Origin of the sequence: Neisseria basseii (assembly GCF_962707005.1) — a bacterium.
In the GTDB taxonomy this organism is placed as follows: domain Bacteria; phylum Pseudomonadota; class Gammaproteobacteria; order Burkholderiales; family Neisseriaceae; genus Neisseria; species Neisseria bergeri.
Window position 1 is genome coordinate 51,712 of the sequence record NZ_CAUIXH010000001.1, and the last position, 16,645, is coordinate 68,356.

The following is a 16,645-nucleotide window of genomic DNA, read 5'->3' on the forward strand; positions in this document are numbered from 1 at the left end:
GGCATTTTTGCTGCCGTTTTATCTGATATTTTCTGTTTGGACACGGTTTATCGGGATATATCAATGCGGCGTATCCGGTACGGAAATTGATACGGTTGGTGCCGGTATGGAAGCCTGATGTTTTCAGACGGCCTATACAAAAAAACCGTACTGCTTGTGCGTACGGTTTTTTTTGTCGTTTCAAATCGGCTCAGAGCGATTTGAGGCGGGCAATGCGGTTGTCCAGCGAAGGGTGGGTGCTGAGCAGGGAGTCGCGCGTATCTCCGGCGATGCCCATTGCGTTCATTTCTTCGGGCAAATCGACCGGATTGCCTTTAAGCCTTTGCAGGGCGGAAATCATTTTCGGCGCGCCGACCAGTTTTGCCGCACCCGCATCGGCGCGGTATTCGCGCTGGCGGCTGAACCACATGACAATCAGGCTGGCAAGGAAGCCGAACAGGATTTGAAATACGGTGCTGACCAGGAAATAAGTTCCCTGAGACTGGCTGCCGTCGTTGTTTCGGGCAATCAGGTTGGCAATAATGCGCGACAGGAACACGACAAAGGTATTGACCACGCCTTGAATCAGCGTCAGCGTAACCATGTCGCCGTTGCCGACGTGCGCCATTTCGTGCGCCAAAACCGCTTCCACCTCATCGCGTGTCATGTGGTCGAGCAAACCGGTGCTGACGGCGATCAGGGAGCTGTTTCTCGATGCGCCCGTGGCAAAGGCATTGGGTTCGGGGGAGTGGTAGATGGCGACTTCGGGCGTTTTCAGGTTCCATTGCCGCGCTTGGGCTTCGATAGTGTTCAAAAGCCAGGCCTCTTCTTCGGTGCGCGGTGTGTCGATAACTTCCGCGCCGACCGATTGTTTGGCGATGAATTTGGACATCAGCAGTGAAATAATCGAACCAGTGAAGCCGACGACGGCGGAATACGCCAACAGGCTGCCCGCACCGCCCCGGCTGTTAATGCCCAGAACCGCCAAAACAATGTTGATTACGACCAAAACAGCGATATTGGTAGCCAAAAACAGAAAAATGCGTTTCACGGATGTTCCTTTTTGGTAGGGTGTGATGTTTTGAAATTTTGGGGATTGTCCCAAAAAGTTGCCGGCTTGTGAATATCAGACTCGGCAAAGGTATGCAAAACATTTGTTTGCAAATGGCAGTTTGTGCAGTTGGTTTTTGAACTATTGTGCCAAGCCGTGTAGAATCGTAAACCATCTGTTTGATTCCAATAAACACATTTAAAAGGATCACTTCATGAAAGCATTACTTTTAGGCGCACCGGGCGCGGGCAAAGGCACTCAGGCACAATTCATCACCGCCGCGTTCGGCATTCCGCAAATCTCTACCGGCGATATGCTCCGCGCCGCGATTAAGGCGGGCACGCCCTTGGGTTTGGAAGCGAAAAAAATCATCGATGAAGGCGGCTTGGTGCGCGACGACATCATTATTGGCATGGTTAAAGAGCGCATTGCCCAAGACGACTGCAAAAACGGTTTCCTGTTCGACGGCTTCCCACGCACGCTGGCACAGGCCGAAGCGATGGTTGAAGCCGGTGTGGATTTGGATGCCGTGGTTGAAATCGATGTACCTGACAGCGTGATTGTCGACCGCATGAGCGGCCGCCGCGTGCATTTGGCTTCCGGTCGTACTTACCACGTTACCTACAATCCGCCTAAAGTCGAAGGCAAAGACGACGTAACCGGCGAAGATTTGATTCAGCGCGACGACGATAAGGAAGAAACTGTGAAAAAACGCCTTGCCGTTTACCACGAGCAAACCGAAGTTTTGGTTGATTTTTACAGCAAGCTGGAAGGCGAACACGCGCCGAAATACATCAAAGTTGACGGTACCCAAGCAGTAGAAGCCGTGAAAGCCGAAGTATTGAAAGGCTTGGGCAAATAAGTTTTGCCGGGTCGGAAATGCCGTCTGAAAAAATATTTTCAGACGGCATTTTGTGTATGAAAGCTGTTAAAATCGAAGTTGTAACCGTTTATCCGCAGGTATTTTATGAATCCCTTAATCACCGACTTCCAAACTCCGCAACAACGCACCCCCGTTATCGTCGCCCTTGATTTTGCCAACGAAAAAGACACACTCGGATTTGTCCGCAACCTTGACCCGACACTGTGTCAAATCAAAATCGGCAAAGAGCTGTTTACCGCAACCGGCCGCAGTTTGGCAGAAAGCTTAATCAATCAAGGTTTCAAACTTTTCCTCGATTTGAAATACCACGATATTCCCCACACCGTTGCGCAGGCATGCAAAGTGGCCGCTGATATGGGCGTTTGGATGGTCGATATGCACGCATCGGGCGGCCGCCGCATGATGGAAGCCGCCGTAGAAGCCGTTGCCGGATATCACACCAAGCCGCTTTTGATTGGTGTAACCGTGTTGACCAGCATGGAACAAAGCGACTTGGCCGAAATCGGTTTGAACATCGCCCCTGAAGAACAAGTCATCCGCTTGGCGAAACTGGCGCAAAGTTCGGGCTTGGACGGCGTGGTATGTTCCGCCCAAGAAGCCGCGCCGCTGCGCCGCGAATTGGGACAGGATTTTGTCTTGGTAACGCCCGGCATCCGCTTGGACGTTGCCTGCAATAATGATGACCAACGCCGCATTATGACACCGGCCGAAGCCTTGGCGGCAGGTTCGACCTATCTCGTGATGGGCCGCCCCGTTACCCAAGCCGCCGATCCGGTCGCCGTATTGCGCGAAGTGAATCGCGTGGTGAATGCTTAAACATCAACAATTTTGATGCTGTTCAAAGAAACTGCCTCACTTTGATACGGTAGATAAATAACCAGAAAATTTCAGCTTAGAAAGGAATTTATCCGATGTCTCAATGTGGTTCAGATGTGAGCAATATTTTTGATTATGATGCATTTCCAGAAGATGATTTGCTTGTAAAGGATACCCCTGTTGGGTGGTATGCGATTGTGTCGCATAAAATTGTCGAAGAGGGGCTTCCTATTAAATTTATGTACCGGGAACATCAAGGGGATTTACCATTTGATAGCGGATGGCGGGTATTTTCCGGAACAGAAGATAATGAATACACGAATAATCCTGATAACTTCTCCTTTCATAGTTTGACGCGGCTCACTCATTATCAAGTAGATGTTGGAGAACTATTTTGGGCGGATATAGGTAGCGTTTTTGAGAAAAAAGAAGGAGAGGATTGTTTTTCTCCTGTTGCCGATTGGTCTCCTTTCGATTTTGAAGAATAATAAAAAGTCGGATTTTATTATTAATCAGTAAATTTGCCAGATAATTACTGAGAATACAGTGAAGTTTTCACACACAAAAAACAACTTATTTTGGAGTGCATAAAATGCCCACCAAATTCCAACAAGAAACCCTCAAATCCCGTTTCGCGCAAGCCAAAGTCCTGGTTGTCGGCGACGTGATGCTTGACCGCTATTGGTTTGGCGACGTGTCCCGTATTTCGCCCGAAGCCCCTGTTCCCGTAGCGAAAATCGGACGAATCGACCAACGCGCGGGCGGCGCGGCGAACGTTGCGCGCAATATTGCTTCGTTGGGCGGCAGGGCAGGGCTGTTGTCCGTAACCGGCGACGACGAAGCCGCCGACGCGCTTGACGCGTTGATGGTGCAGGACGGCGTCGCCTCATATCTGATGCGCGACAAACAAATCGCCACCACCGTCAAACTGCGCGTCGTCGCCCGCAACCAGCAGCTTATCCGCCTTGATTTTGAAGAACATCCCAACCGAGAAGTATTGGAACAAATCAAGCGGAAATACCGTGAAATCTTGCCCGAATACGACGCAATTATTTTTTCAGACTATGGCAAAGGTGGCCTGTCGCACATCTCCGATATGATTGATTGGGCGAAACACGAAGGCAAAACCGTATTAATCGACCCCAAAGGCGACGATTACGAAAAATACGCCGGCGCAACCCTGATTACGCCCAACCGCGCCGAATTGAAAGAAGTGGTCGGCAGTTGGAAAAACGAAAATGATTTGACCGAAAAAGCACAAAACCTGCGCCGCCACCTCGACCTGACCGCCGTTTTACTGACCCGGAGCGAAGAAGGCATGACCTTGTTCAGCGAAGGCGAACCCATTTACCAGCCCACCCGCGCCCAAGAAGTTTACGACGTGTCCGGCGCAGGCGACACCGTTATTGCCGGAATGGGCTTGGGGCTGGCTGCTGGTTATACCATGCCTGAAGCCATGCACCTTGCCAATACTGCGGCCGGGGTTGTCGTGGCGAAACTTGGTACGGCGGTTTGCTCGTTTGCAGAGTTGGTTGAAGCACTGGACGGGCAATAAATCTTTTCAGACGGCATGACCATTCAATGCCGTCTGAAACCCTCAAAACAAAGGAAACCCAATATGACCATCATCGTAACAGGCGCGGCCGGCTTTATCGGCAGCAACATCGTCAAAGCCCTCAACCAACGCGGCATCACCGACATTGTCGCCGTCGATAATCTGACAAAAGGCGAAAAATTCAAAAACCTTGCCGAGTGCGAAATCGCCCATTATCTCGACAAACACGAATTTATCCGCCAAGTGAGGGAACACATTTTACCTTATCAAAATATCAAAGCCGTTTTCCATCAAGGCGCGTGTTCCGACACCATGAACCACGACGGTTTGTATATGATGGAAAACAACTACCAGTACACGCTGGATTTGCTGGACTGGTGTCAGGACGAACGCATTCCCTTCCTTTATGCCTCCAGTGCGGCGGTTTACGGCAAAGGCGAAATCTTCCGCGAAGAGCGCGAACTGGAAAAACCGCTCAACGTGTACGGCTATTCCAAATTCCTGTTTGACCAAGTATTGCGCCGCCGCATGAAAGAAGGTCTCACCGCTCAAGTCGTCGGCTTCCGCTACTTCAACGTTTACGGACAACACGAACAACACAAAGGCCGCATGGCATCCGTCGCCTTCCACCATTTCCACCAATACCGCGAACACGGTTACGTCAACCTGTTCGGCAGCAACGACGGTTACGGCGATGGCGAACAAACCCGCGACTTCGTCAGCGTCGAAGACGTTGCCAAAGTCAACCTCTACTTCTTCGACCATCCCGAACTCTCCGGCATCTACAACCTCGGCACCGGCCGCAGCCAACAGTTCAACGAACTCGCCGCTGCCACCGTCAACGCCTGCCGCGCCGCCGAAGGCAAACCTGAAATGAGCTTGAAAGAGCTGGTAGAAGAAGAACTTATCCGCTACATCCCATTTCCCGACGCGCTCAAAGGCAAATACCAAAGCTTCACCCAAGCCGACATCACCAAATTGCGTGAAGCCGGATACAAGGAAGAATTTTTCGATGTCAAATCAGGCGTCGACCGCTACGTCAAATGGATGCTGGAAAATTTGGCTTAAACACGATTGGTCATTTTGTTTGAAAGAAAATGCCGTCTGAACCTTTCAGACGGCATTTTTGATTTTATGCGGAGGCGGTTTTTATAGTGGATTAACAAAAATCAGGACAAGGCGACGAAGCCGCAGACAGTACAAATAGTACGGAACCGATTCACTTGGTGCTTGAGCACCTTAGAGAATCGTTCTCTTTGAGCTAAGGCGAGGCAACGCCGTACTGGTTTTTGTTAATCCACTACATTTTGACCTTGCTTTTCTTAAATTTCAACACGGCTTCTTCTTTTGCCGTATCCCAGTCTATCCGCACAAAGCCGCCGTCGGATAGTTTGCCGAACAGGAGTTCGTCGGCGAGCGGTTTGCGGATTTTTTCCTGGATCAGGCGGTTCATTGGGCGTGCGCCCATTTGTGGGTCGAAACCTTTTTCCGCCAGATATTTGCGCAATGCCGGCGTGAATTCGGCTTCAACTTTTTTGTCGAGGAGCTGGTGTTCGAGCTGAAGCAGGAATTTGTCCACGACTTTGACGATAATGGGTTCGGACAGGGGCGCAAACGGGATAATCGCATCCAAGCGGTTGCGGAACTCGGGCGTGAAGAGCTTGTTGATAGCCTGCATTTCATCGCCGCGCTCGCGCTTGGCGGTGAAGCCGAGACTGGGGCGGCTGAGGCTTTCCGCGCCTGCGTTGGTGGTCATGATCAGGATAACATTGCGGAAATCGGCACTCTTGCCGTTGTTGTCGGTCAGTTTGCCTGCGTCCATGACTTGCAGGAGGACGTTGAAAATGTCGGGGTGGGCTTTTTCGATTTCGTCCAAGAGTAATACGCAGTGCGGATGTTTGTTAGCGGCTTCGGTCAAAAGACCGCCTTGGTCGAAGCCGACGTAGCCCGGCGGTGCGCCGATGAGGCGCGATACGGCGTGGCGTTCCATGTATTCGGACATATCAAAGCGTTGCAGCGGTACGCCCATCGAGTAGGCAAGCTGTTTGGCGACTTCGGTTTTGCCGACGCCGGTCGGACCGGAGAAGAGGAAACTGCCTATCGGTTTGTCGGGCAGGGCGAGGCCGGAGCGCGACATTTTGACGGCGGCAACCAACGCATCGATGGCATTTTCTTGACCGTAAACCATGTTTTTCAAATCGCGGCCGAGGAATTGCAGCACTTGTTTGTCGTCGTGCGACACGGTTTTTTCGGGAATCCGCGCGACTTTGGCGATGACGGTTTCGATTTGCGCTTTGCCGATGACTTTTTTCTGTTTGGATTTGGGCAGAATCCGTTGTGCCGCGCCTGCTTCGTCCATTACGTCAATGGCTTTGTCGGGCAGGAAACGCTCGTTGATGTAGCGTGCGGAAAGTTCGGCGGCAGCTTCGAGTGCGCCTTGCGTATAGCGCACTTGGTGGAAATCTTCAAACATCGGTTTCAAGCCGCGCAGGATTTGTACGGTTTCGGCGACGGTGGGCTCGACCACGTCGATTTTTTGGAAACGGCGGCTTAAGGCGTGGTCTTTGTCGAAAATGATGCGGTATTCGTCGTAAGTGGTTGCGCCGATACAGCGCAATGAACCTTTCGCCAATGCGGGTTTGAGCAGGTTGGATGCGTCCATTGTGCCGCCGCTGGTGCTGCCTGCGCCGATGATGGTGTGGATTTCGTCGATAAACAAAATAGCGTGCGGGATTTTTTCGAGCTGTTTCAAGACGGATTTGACCCGCGCTTCAAAGTCGCCGCGGTATTTTGTGCCCGCCAAAAGCGAACCCATATCCAGCGCGTACACTTCGGCTTCCTTAAGCGCGTCGGGAATGTCGCCGTTGACGATTTGATGTGCCAAACCTTCCGCCAGTGCAGTTTTGCCCACGCCAGCCTCGCCAACCAAAAGCGGATTGTTTTTGCGGCGGCGGCATAGGATTTGCACCAGCCGTTCCATTTCGTGTTTGCGACCAATCAAAGGGTCGATACGGCCGGCTTTGACTTCGGCGTTGAGGTTGACGGTGTACTCCGATAAAGGGTTTTTGCTCGGTTTGGTGCGGTTCTCATTATCGTCGTCCATGCCGTCTGAAGAATAGTTGCCATCGTCTTCATCTTCATCGGGAGAGCCGTGGGCAATACAGCGCAAAACTTCAAAACGCGTAACCGATTGCAGCTTGAGGAAATAGACGGCGTGGCTGTCGGTTTCGCTCATCAGCGCGACCAAAACGTCCAAAGGCTCAACCAAGCCTTTGCCTGCTGATTGGGTATGCACCATCGCCCGCTGGATGACGCGTTGGAAGCCGAGCGTGGGCTGGGTTTCGACCGTGTCTAAAAGGTGGTCTGGAATCAGGGGGGTGTTTTCGGCAACGCTGGCGGCGAGTTGTTCGGACACCACTTTCAAATCCGCACCGCAGAGCTTGAGAACGTTGGGGACGGCGGCATCTTCTTCGATGAGTACCAAAAGCAGATGCTCGAGGCTGATAAATTCATAATGGGCGTTGCGCGCCTCGCGGTAAAGCTGCTGCAAAATCTGTTCCAATTCAGGGGCAAGCATATTAAATCTCCTCGACAATACATTGCAGCGGATGCCCTTCGGCTTTTGCCCGCTGCATGACTTGTTGCTGTTTGGTTTGGGCAATATCGCGCGTGTAAGTGCCGCACAGGCCTTTGCCTTCGTGATGAACCAAGAGCATTACCGCTACCGCCTGTTCTTGTCCGAGCATGAAGATTTCGGTCAGGATTTCAACGACAAATTCCATCGTGGTGTAATCGTCGTTCAATAGGAAAACGCCGTAACGTTTTGGCGGCAGGGTGTTAAGGTTGCTTAAAAGCGTATCGGATTGGCAGTGTGTCGTCATAAGTTGTTTTCTATCGGGAAGAAGCCGTTTTCAGACGGCATTTCTGTTGTATTTTCGGTCTTTCCGCTTATTTTCTCACTTTTTTGGAAACATAGCTTGACGTTTCGGCTTAACAAATGTAAAAAGACGGTTAAGCAGAAGCTGGCACTCGACCAAGTATATAAAGCTGGGGAGAAACGCTGAACGTTTAAGTTTGCTGTATGCCTTATTTTGCTGATTTTGTTAATTTTTAAGTATAGGAAGTTTCTAATGGCAACCGGTATCGTAAAATGGTTTAACGACGCTAAAGGTTTTGGTTTCATCACTCCTGACGAAGGTGGCGAAGATTTGTTCGCTCACTTCTCAGCGATCAATATGGAAGGTTTCAAAACCCTGAAAGAAGGCCAACGCGTCTCTTTCGACGTAACCACCGGCCCTAAAGGCAAACAAGCTGCTAACATTCAGGCTGCTTAATCCCGAGTGTACGGGAAACCGTATATGTGAAACGGCAGGACAGACGATGTCCTGCCGTTTTGTTTTGCCGTTTGCAGAAACAGGGGGAATGCCGTCTGAAAAGAACAGGTGTCTTTTTATCTGCTTTATCCTTAGCCTGTGTGAATCCTGTTGTGGATATGTTTGATAGTATGCTGAGGAATAAGGGAAAATCCTATATGATTAAAAAATGTGCAGATTGTTTGTCAGGGATTTTTGCGGAAATCTAAAAGAAATGATGTATAGTGGATTAACAAAAATCAGGACAAGGCGACGAAGCCGCAGACAGTACAAATAGTACGGAACCGATTCACTTGGTGCTTCAGCACCTTAGAGAATCGTTCTCTTTGAGCTAAGGCGAGGCAACGCCGTACTGGTTTTTGTTAATCCACTATATCAACAAAGGGCCGAACCGTTGTAGGTTCAGCCCTTTGCTTTCAGACGGCATCCGGTTGGGGTTTCAGTTGCCGGCAACCGTCATGCTTCCTATCAGGATAGAACCGATTTGGTTGGACGAACGGCGTAAGGCATCATCGGACACGCCGACGATGTTGCGGTACATATCTTGAAGGCGGCCGGCAACGGTAATTTCATGGACGGGGTAGGCAATGATGCCGTTTTCCACCCAAAAACCCGCCGCACCGCGCGAGTAGTCGCCGGTAATGGCGTTTACGCCTTGCCCCATGAGCTCGGTTACCAACAATCCCGTGCCCATTTCTTTCAGCAGGTCTGATTGCGTTTCGTGCGTATGGTTCAAATAAAGGTTGTGCGCGCCGCCGGCGTTGCCCGTGGTCTGCATACCGAGTTTCCTCGCACTGTAACTGCTGAGGAAATAGCCTTCGACAATGCCGTCGCGGATAACGAAACGCGGCCGCGTGGCGACGCCTTCGGAATCAAAATAGGTGCTGCCGAAGGCGCGGGGAATATGCGGCTCTTCGCGCAGGCTGAGGAAATCGGGCAGAACCTGTTTGCCTATGCTGTTAATCAGGAAGCTGCTTTGGCGGTAGAGCGAGCCGCCGGACAGTGCGCCGACGAGGTGTCCGATCAGACCTCCCGAAACGGTCGCATCGAATAGGACGGGGTAGCTTCCAGTCGGAATGCTGCGGCTGTTCAAACGACGCAAGGTACGTTCGGCGGCGGTTTGACCGATTTGCGTCGGGCTGTCCATGTCTTGATGTCGGCAGGAGGAATCGTACCAGTAGTCGCGCTGCATGCCGTTTTCGTCGGCGGCAACGACGCTGCATGAAATGCTGTGGCGTGTGCCTTGCTGGTGTGCGGCAAAACCGTGGGTGTTGCCGTAAACGTATTGGTAATGTCCGGTTTGTACCGCTGCCCCTTCGGAGTTTTCGATGCGTTCATCCTCGTTCAGGGCGGCTTGTTCGCATTGTTTTGCCAACTCAACAGCGGCTTCCGTGCTTAAATCCCATTCGTGGTAACGGTCGAGGTCGCCAACGTGTTGCGCCATAAGCGAAGCATCTGCCAAACCTGCGCAATCGTCTTCGGCAGTGTAGCGGGCGATGTCGATGGCGGCTTTGACGGTGTCTTGCAGGGCTTTTTCGGAGAAGTCGGCAGTGCTGGCGCGGCCTTTGCGTTTGCCGACGTAAACGGTAATGTCCAGCGACTTGTCCTGCTGGAACTCGATTTGTTCGATTTCGCCCAGCCGCACGCTGACGCTTTGTCCCAATGATTCGCTGAAATCGGCTTCGGCGGCGGTTGCGCCCGTCGCTTTTGCTAAGTCGAGCGTGCGGCGGCAGAGGTCGAGCAGTTCGGAGGCGGTGTGGTTGAACAGCATAACAATCTTTCTTGGTGGAGCGTTGCGGCATTTTAACCGTTTCGGGCGGCAGGGGCAAAAGCGTGCCGTTTGCAGGGCGGGCAGTGCAAAATGCCGTCTGAACGCGGCGGCATTCTGTTAAAATGCGCCCGTCGGATAAAATTTGAGAACCAAGATGTTTGAACAAGAAGATGAATGGGTCAGCAAAACCCAAATGAAAAAGCAGATGAACGATTTGCAGGATTTGGGTATGGCGTTGACCAAGCTCTCAAACGATACGCTGAAAAAAATTGGCTTGGACGAAGATTTGTACGAAGCCGTCGTTACCTATAAAAAAATTACGTCCAACGGCGCGCTCAAGCGGCAGGCGCAATTTATCGGCAGGCTGATGCGCGATACTGATCCCGCGCCCATTGAGGCGTTTCTTGCCAAGCTGCGCGGCGACGATGCGGCGCACAACGCCTTTTTGCAACGTGTGGAACAGGCGCGCGTACGGCTGTTGGCAGACGACGGCGCGTTGACGCAGTTTATGTCGGATTTTCCGCATGCGGACGCGGGCAAGCTGAGGACGCTCATCCGCAATACCAAAAAAGAGCAGGAGCAAAACAAACCGCCGAAAAATTTCCGCGCCCTGTTTCAAGAATTGAAAACGGTCATGGAAAGCCAAGGCGGAACAGGGGAAGCTTAGGCATATTTTCAGACGGCATCCGCCGTTATTTAGATTGGAGGATAAAATGTTGTTCCGTAAAACGACCGCCGCCGTTTTGGCGGCAACCTTGATGCTTAACGGCTGTACGGTAATGATGTGGGGTATGAACAGCCCGTTCAGCGAAACGACCGCCCGCAAACATGTTGACAAAGACCAAATCCGCGCCTTCGGTGTGGTTGCCAAAGACAATGCCCAATTGGAAAAGGGCAGCCTGGTGATGATGGGCGGGAAATACTGGTTCGTCGTCAATCCTGAAGATTCGGCGAAGCTGACGGGCATTTTGAAGGCAGGGTTGGACAAGCAGTTTCAAATGGTTGAGCCCAACCCGCGCTTTGCCTACCAAGCCCTGCCGGTCAAACTCGAATCGCCCGCCAGCCAGAATTTCAGTACCGACGACCTTTGCCTGCGCTACGATACCGACAGACCTGCCGACATCGCCAAGCTGAAGCAGCTTGAGTTTGAAGCGGTCAAACTCGACAAACAGACTATTTACACGCGCTGCGTCTCCGCCAAAGGCAAATACTACGCCACACCGCAAAAACTGAACGCCGATTATCATTTTGAGCAAAGTGTGCCTGCCGATATTTATTACACGGTTACGAAAAAACATACCGACAAATCCAAGTTGTTTGAAAATATTGCAAATACGCCCACCACGTTGATACTGGATGCGGTGGGCGCGGTGCTGGCCTTGCCTATCGCAGCGTTGATTGCAGTCTCGAATTCCTCAGACAAATGAACGGTAATGCCGTCTGAAAAGCCTTCAGACGGCATTTCAAGCACACCCGCACTGTAAAACCCCGCGCTATGTCCGTCAAAATCCAAACCCGATCCGTCAATACCAACGTTTTTAATCATTTGCTCACCGCCGGTGCCGATCCTTTAATCGCCCGGCTTTGTGCCTCGCGCGGTGTGCAAAGTCCTGCCGAATTGGACGACAAACTCGCTTCCCTCCTGCCTTATCAAACGCTGACGAACTGCGAAGCCGCCGCCCGCCGTTTGGCGGATGCGGTTGGGCGCAAGGAAAAAATCCTGATTGTCGCCGACTATGATGCCGACGGCGCGACTGCGTGTGCCGTCGGTTTGGACGGTTTGGCGGCGATGGGCGCGAAAGTGGATTTCCTCGTGCCCAACCGCTTTGAGCACGGCTACGGCTTAACGCCCGAACTGGCTGAAATCGCGGTAGAGCAAGGTGTGGATTTGCTGATTACGGTGGATAACGGTATCGCCAGTATTGCAGGCGTGGCGCGCGCGCAGGCTCTGGGTTTGGATGTGATTGTGACCGACCACCATCTGCCTGCCGAGACCGTGCCCGACTGCATCATCGTCAATCCGAACCAAAAAGGCTGCGGTTTTCAAAGCAAAAGCTTGGCGGGCGTGGGCGTGATTTTTTATGTATTGACGGCGTTGCGTGCCGAACTGCGCCGCCGCAATTATTTTTCAGACGGCATCAAAGAGCCGAATCTGGGCGACCTTTTGGATTTGGTCGCACTTGGTACCGTCGCCGACGTCGTCCCCCTTGACCACAACAACCGCATCCTCGTGTCGCAAGGTTTGAAAAGGATGCGTTCCGGCAAAATGCGCCCCGGCATCCGTGCCTTGTTTGAAGTGGCGCGGCGCGATTGGCGCAAGGCTCAGCCGTTTGATATGGGCTTTGCGTTGGGCCCGCGCATCAACGCTGCCGGACGGCTGGACGATATGTCGGTCGGCATTGCCTGCCTGTTGGCGCGAGATGATGCCGAGGCGCAAGAACTGGCGGCCCAGTTGAACAACCTCAACATCGAACGCCGCGAAATCGAGCAGTCTATGCTGCAAGACGCACTGAACGCCTTTCCCGAAACACTCCCTCCGGGGCAGACGACTTTGGTGGCGTATCGCGACGACTTCCATCAAGGCGTGGTCGGCATTGTTGCCAGCCGCCTCAAAGACCGTTTTTATCGTCCGACCATCGTGTTTGCGCCTGCCGACAACGGCGAAGTGCGCGGTTCGGGGCGTTCCATTCCCAATCTGCACCTGCGCGATGCTTTGGACTTGGTGTCCAAACGCCATCCCGATTTGATTTTGAAATTCGGCGGACACGCGATGGCGGCGGGTTTGAGCATACTCGAACACAATATTCCCGCGTTTCAGACGGCCTTTGAAGAAGCCGTGCGCGAGATGGTGTACGAAGACGATTTGTCGCAAACCTTCATCACCGACGGAAGCCTGCCTGCACGCGACATCACGTTGGAACAGGCGCAAAACCTCGCCCGCCACGTTTGGGGACAAGGCTTCGCGCCGCCGAGTTTTACCGACGAATTTCATGTCGTCCGCCAGCAGCCTTTGGGCGCGGAAGGCAAACACAAAAAAGCGTGGCTGCAAAAAGACGGCTGCGAATTTGAAGCGATGTTCTGGCGTTGCAGCGAAGACATCCCCGAATACATCCGCACGGTTTACCGCCCCGTGGCCAACGAATGGCGCAACAATCTCGAATTGCAGCTGTATATCGATTACTGGGAAGCGGCTTAAGGGAAAGGTAGGATTCTGCCTGCCCGCATCATTCCGCGTAACGGGTAAAACGGCTTCAGACGGCATTTTGACGCGCGTTTAAGGCGGACGGGAGAAGTTTTTAAACCGGTTGAAGCCTGTGCAAAACAGCCTGTCCGTGTAATCCGACGCATAAAAATGCGCTAAAAAATGTGCTGAAAATGTCCAATCGGTTAAAACCTTTCCGATTTTGAGAAAAATAGAAGCCGTCAGGGCTTATTCATTCGGACGCGTCCGGCGGGCAAAGTCCGCCGATGCCGTTTCTTTGCCGACTGGATTGCCGTCGGCGGAATTTTTTAAAGGGCAATCTGTTATAATGACGCGTTGCCGCCGCGAGGGCGGCGTGATTCGGACGGCGTAGTTTCTACGCCTTTTGTTTATGGTTTTCGGCATCTTGCGGAATCGTACCGCCTGATGCCGTCTGAACACGGTTGCCCGTGGAGATGCCGCTCTTCGGGTCAGAATACTTATGCTGAAAAAATGGTTGAATAAGATGCTGCCTTCCGGTCGGAGCAGTAAAAAAGCGGAAAGCAAAACGGTCATTCCCGCCGAAAGACACAACATCCGTGTCGAAATGTTGAGCTTTGCCGCCGAAAACGTCATACGCCGCCTGAAAGGGGCGGGGTTTCAGGCTTATGTGGTCGGCGGCGCGGTCAGGGACCTGCTGCTCGGCATCGAACCCAAGGATTTCGATGTCGCAACCGATGCCACGCCCGAACAGGTGCACAAACTCTTCCGCCGCAGCCGCATCATCGGCAGGCGTTTTCAAATCGTCCACGTGATGAACGGTGCGGAGATTATCGAAGTAACGACGTTTCGCGGCGGTGCGAAGGTTCAGCAGAACGCGCGCGGCAGAATCATGAAGGACAACACCTACGGCAGCATCGAAGAAGATGCGATGCGGCGCGATTTTACCTGCAATGCCTTGTATTACGATCCTGAAAAAGAAGAGATTTTGGATTTCCACAACGGGATTGCCGATGTTGCCGCCCGCAGGCTGGTTATGATTGGCGATGCCGCCGAACGCTATCAGGAAGACCCTGTCAGGATTTTGCGCGCCATCCGCCTGTCGGGCAAATTGGGATTTGAACTGTCGGAAGAAACCGCCGCACCGATTGACGAATCGATATGCCGTCTGAAGCACGAACCTGTGGCAAGGCTGTTCGACGAAATCATGAAACTGCTGTTTTCAGGGCACGCGCGCGAGTGTCTGAAACGTTTGAACGGATTTGACATACCGGACGACATCCATCCGCTGCTCAATGCCTTGCGCGTTTCAGATGGCATCGCCGGAAAAATGACGGTGCTTGCCCTGAAAAATACCGATGAGCGGCTGCGTGCCGACAAATCGGTTTCGGTCGGCTTTGTGTTGGCAGCGTTAATGTGGCCCGAGTTGGACCGCCATTGGAAAAGCAATCTGCAACAGGGTTTGAAACCCGCGCCCGCCCTGTCCGATGCAATCAATACGATGCGCGAAACCGTCGAACGCGGCTGGGGCGTGCCGCAACGCTTTTCCGCCACGATGCGCGAAATTTGGATGTTCCAGCCGCAGTTTGAAAACCGCAAAGGCGCACGTCCGCACAAACTGTTTGCACAGGCGCGTTTCCGTGCCGCTTATGATTTCCTGCTCTTGCGCGCCGAAACCGGCAATGCGGACCGCGCACTTGCCGAGTGGTGGACGGCGTTTCAGACGGCATCGGCGGAACAGCGGTCGGAGATGACCAAAAACGAAGCCGCCGCCCGACACGAAAAAAACGAAGGACAGGCGAAAAAACGCCGCCGTCGCAGGCGCAAACCCAAGCCGGCGGCGGCAGCCGGGACATAACGCCGGCAGGAAAGGGCAACGGCGTTCCGACGCATAAGGCGCGGTCCGCGTTCCGCACCGTTTGGACGCGGCTTCAAAAAAACAACCCCCGCCCCGGATGGTTTGAACCATTAAGGGCAACGAAGAAAAAATATATTTTCGGCGCGCGTGCCGCGTTTCCTGCCTTTGCCGGAAGAATTGGAACACCGCATCGCCGTATTGGAAAGCGGCATCCTTGAAGCCGGTCTTTCCCATACCCGCCCGGTCCTGTATGTATGCAGCGTCACGCCGTTGCAGAAGACATTTGAAGCGTGCGGAGCGAGATAAGGCAAGGCGGGCGTGTATGCGGGCAACTTCGGCGATGTTCTGTGGCGATGTTCTGTGGCGATGTTCTGTACGGGCGGGGCGGTCAAGTACAGGAAGTTTGACTGAAAATCCGCCGGCTGCCGGATAAGACGGATACGGAATCAGACCTCCGCATCCGTTTTTGTTTTTGCGACCGATCGGGCTTCAGGTTTTAAACCTCGGGCTTATATTCCCTATCCGTACTGTGTGCTTATTTGAAAGCCGTGCGGATCAGTGAGGCATGTGCCGTCAAAAACCGGTACATAGTTCAACATAAAAGGCGTTAAAAGAAGCGAAACAGCAAAGACTTTCAAAAAAAGAACTTAAACCTCTTGAAAGACAAGTACGACATTGGCGCAATAAAATGAATGAAACAGGTGAAAATCATTCTATGAAACATAAACACTAACAGAAACTATTTTATGATAAATAAGTGGATTTGGTTGCCCAATATAGGTGTAAATGAATTCTTTTTGAATAAAGAATGCCCTAAAGATCTATTAATTAAATATAATTTCAATTTAGCATATATTGATAAAGGACTTGCTAATGGTGAGTTAGATTTTGAATATATTTCTAACGAATTTGGTATTTCAATTACTTTAACAAATGATTTAATCTGTAGTGGGTTTGAAATTTATAAAAATCTATATTTAAACGACATAAGCATTATTAGCTTACCCATTAATAAATTTATTAATATAATGAAAAATATAAATATTAATGACTTAACTTTAGATTTAAAAGGAGATTTTTATCAATCAGAAAAATTGAATGCTTTATTTTGGATTGAAGATAATATTATTACATCTGTTTCATGTTGGTAAGATATGCTTATGTTTTATGTTGTTTGG

The 16,645-nt window shown here is 51.8% G+C and carries 15 protein-coding genes; 11 read left to right on the forward strand and 4 right to left on the reverse strand.

Annotated features, from left to right (window positions below):
* Positions 1–190: 190 nt before the first annotated feature.
* Positions 191–1,030, reverse strand: coding sequence for a protease HtpX (gene htpX, locus Q9I99_RS00280; protein ID WP_301667873.1), 840 nt, complete (start codon positions 1,028–1,030; stop codon positions 191–193).
* 214 nt (positions 1,031–1,244) lie between these two features.
* On the opposite strand from htpX, the gene adk reads away from it, so the two are divergent.
* The 5 genes from adk to rfaD all read left to right on the forward strand — a co-directional run bounded on the left by adk (position 1,245) and on the right by rfaD (position 5,352).
* Complete coding sequence (gene adk / locus Q9I99_RS00285; protein WP_019272635.1) at positions 1,245–1,892, forward strand: adenylate kinase; 648 nt, start codon at positions 1,245–1,247, stop codon at positions 1,890–1,892.
* Positions 1,893–1,997: 105 nt separating this feature from the next.
* Positions 1,998–2,729 (forward strand): orotidine-5'-phosphate decarboxylase, encoded by a 732-nt coding sequence (gene pyrF, locus Q9I99_RS00290; RefSeq protein WP_301667872.1) that lies wholly within the window; start codon positions 1,998–2,000, stop codon positions 2,727–2,729.
* A 95-nt stretch (positions 2,730–2,824) separates the two neighbouring features.
* Positions 2,825–3,217, forward strand: a complete 393-nt coding sequence (locus tag Q9I99_RS00295; RefSeq protein ID WP_301667871.1) for a DUF2185 domain-containing protein — start codon at positions 2,825–2,827, stop codon at positions 3,215–3,217.
* A 104-nt stretch (positions 3,218–3,321) separates the two neighbouring features.
* Positions 3,322–4,284 carry an ADP-heptose synthase gene (gene hldA, locus Q9I99_RS00300; protein WP_301667870.1) on the forward strand — a complete coding sequence of 321 codons (963 nt, stop codon included), beginning with the start codon at positions 3,322–3,324 and terminating at the stop codon, positions 4,282–4,284.
* A 63-nt stretch (positions 4,285–4,347) separates the two neighbouring features.
* Complete coding sequence (gene rfaD, locus Q9I99_RS00305) at positions 4,348–5,352, forward strand: ADP-glyceromanno-heptose 6-epimerase (protein ID WP_301667869.1); 1,005 nt, start codon at positions 4,348–4,350, stop codon at positions 5,350–5,352.
* Positions 5,353–5,584: 232 nt separating this feature from the next.
* On the opposite strand, the gene clpA is transcribed toward rfaD, so the two are convergent.
* Together clpA and clpS are read right to left on the reverse strand one after the other, a co-directional pair.
* Complete coding sequence (clpA, locus tag Q9I99_RS00310) at positions 5,585–7,861, reverse strand: ATP-dependent Clp protease ATP-binding subunit ClpA (RefSeq protein ID WP_301667868.1); 2,277 nt, start codon at positions 7,859–7,861, stop codon at positions 5,585–5,587.
* A gap of 1 nt (position 7,862) precedes the next feature.
* Positions 7,863–8,165: an ATP-dependent Clp protease adapter ClpS gene (gene clpS / locus Q9I99_RS00315; protein WP_025457204.1), complete on the reverse strand. Its 303-nt coding sequence runs from the start codon at positions 8,163–8,165 to the stop codon at positions 7,863–7,865.
* Between the two features lie 249 nt (positions 8,166–8,414).
* Here clpS and Q9I99_RS00320 point away from each other — a divergent pair, with 249 nt between their 5' ends.
* Positions 8,415–8,618, forward strand: coding sequence for a cold-shock protein (locus Q9I99_RS00320; protein WP_002217533.1), 204 nt, complete (start codon positions 8,415–8,417; stop codon positions 8,616–8,618).
* A 478-nt stretch (positions 8,619–9,096) separates the two neighbouring features.
* On the opposite strand, the gene pmbA is transcribed toward Q9I99_RS00320, so the two are convergent.
* A complete protein-coding gene (gene pmbA / locus Q9I99_RS00325; protein ID WP_301667864.1) occupies positions 9,097–10,428 on the reverse strand; it encodes a metalloprotease PmbA in 1,332 nt (443 codons plus the stop codon).
* Positions 10,429–10,582: 154 nt separating this feature from the next.
* Between pmbA and yjgA the strand changes: the two genes are divergently transcribed.
* The 5 genes from yjgA to Q9I99_RS00350 all read left to right on the forward strand — a co-directional run bounded on the left by yjgA (position 10,583) and on the right by Q9I99_RS00350 (position 16,618).
* Entirely contained in the window at positions 10,583–11,095 is a 513-nt protein-coding gene (gene yjgA / locus Q9I99_RS00330; protein ID WP_301667862.1) for a ribosome biogenesis factor YjgA, read from the forward strand.
* Positions 11,096–11,141: 46 nt separating this feature from the next.
* Positions 11,142–11,855 carry a YidX family protein gene (locus Q9I99_RS00335; RefSeq protein ID WP_301667861.1) on the forward strand — a complete coding sequence of 238 codons (714 nt, stop codon included), beginning with the start codon at positions 11,142–11,144 and terminating at the stop codon, positions 11,853–11,855.
* 68 nt (positions 11,856–11,923) lie between these two features.
* Positions 11,924–13,624 (forward strand): single-stranded-DNA-specific exonuclease RecJ, encoded by a 1,701-nt coding sequence (gene recJ, locus Q9I99_RS00340; RefSeq protein WP_301667860.1) that lies wholly within the window; start codon positions 11,924–11,926, stop codon positions 13,622–13,624.
* A gap of 487 nt (positions 13,625–14,111) precedes the next feature.
* Positions 14,112–15,467: a polynucleotide adenylyltransferase PcnB gene (locus Q9I99_RS00345; protein WP_301667859.1), complete on the forward strand. Its 1,356-nt coding sequence runs from the start codon at positions 14,112–14,114 to the stop codon at positions 15,465–15,467.
* 746 nt (positions 15,468–16,213) lie between these two features.
* A complete protein-coding gene (locus Q9I99_RS00350) occupies positions 16,214–16,618 on the forward strand; it encodes a hypothetical protein (protein ID WP_301667858.1) in 405 nt (134 codons plus the stop codon).
* Positions 16,619–16,645 lie beyond the last annotated feature (27 nt).

Coding starts and splice junctions, on each gene's coding strand:
- hldA (WP_301667870.1), top strand. CDS start 3,322: ATGCCCACCAAATTCCAACAAGAAACCCTCAAATCCCGTTTCGCGCAA.
- recJ (WP_301667860.1), top strand. CDS start 11,924: ATGTCCGTCAAAATCCAAACCCGATCCGTCAATACCAACGTTTTTAAT.
- pmbA (WP_301667864.1), bottom strand. CDS start 10,428: ATGCTGTTCAACCACACCGCCTCCGAACTGCTCGACCTCTGCCGCCGC.
- Q9I99_RS00335 (WP_301667861.1), top strand. CDS start 11,142: ATGTTGTTCCGTAAAACGACCGCCGCCGTTTTGGCGGCAACCTTGATG.
- yjgA (WP_301667862.1), top strand. CDS start 10,583: ATGTTTGAACAAGAAGATGAATGGGTCAGCAAAACCCAAATGAAAAAG.
- Q9I99_RS00350 (WP_301667858.1), top strand. CDS start 16,214: ATGATAAATAAGTGGATTTGGTTGCCCAATATAGGTGTAAATGAATTC.
- rfaD (WP_301667869.1), top strand. CDS start 4,348: ATGACCATCATCGTAACAGGCGCGGCCGGCTTTATCGGCAGCAACATC.
- Q9I99_RS00295 (WP_301667871.1), top strand. CDS start 2,825: ATGTCTCAATGTGGTTCAGATGTGAGCAATATTTTTGATTATGATGCA.
- clpS (WP_025457204.1), bottom strand. CDS start 8,165: ATGACGACACACTGCCAATCCGATACGCTTTTAAGCAACCTTAACACC.
- Q9I99_RS00320 (WP_002217533.1), top strand. CDS start 8,415: ATGGCAACCGGTATCGTAAAATGGTTTAACGACGCTAAAGGTTTTGGT.
- clpA (WP_301667868.1), bottom strand. CDS start 7,861: ATGCTTGCCCCTGAATTGGAACAGATTTTGCAGCAGCTTTACCGCGAG.
- pyrF (WP_301667872.1), top strand. CDS start 1,998: ATGAATCCCTTAATCACCGACTTCCAAACTCCGCAACAACGCACCCCC.
- Q9I99_RS00345 (WP_301667859.1), top strand. CDS start 14,112: ATGCTGAAAAAATGGTTGAATAAGATGCTGCCTTCCGGTCGGAGCAGT.
- adk (WP_019272635.1), top strand. CDS start 1,245: ATGAAAGCATTACTTTTAGGCGCACCGGGCGCGGGCAAAGGCACTCAG.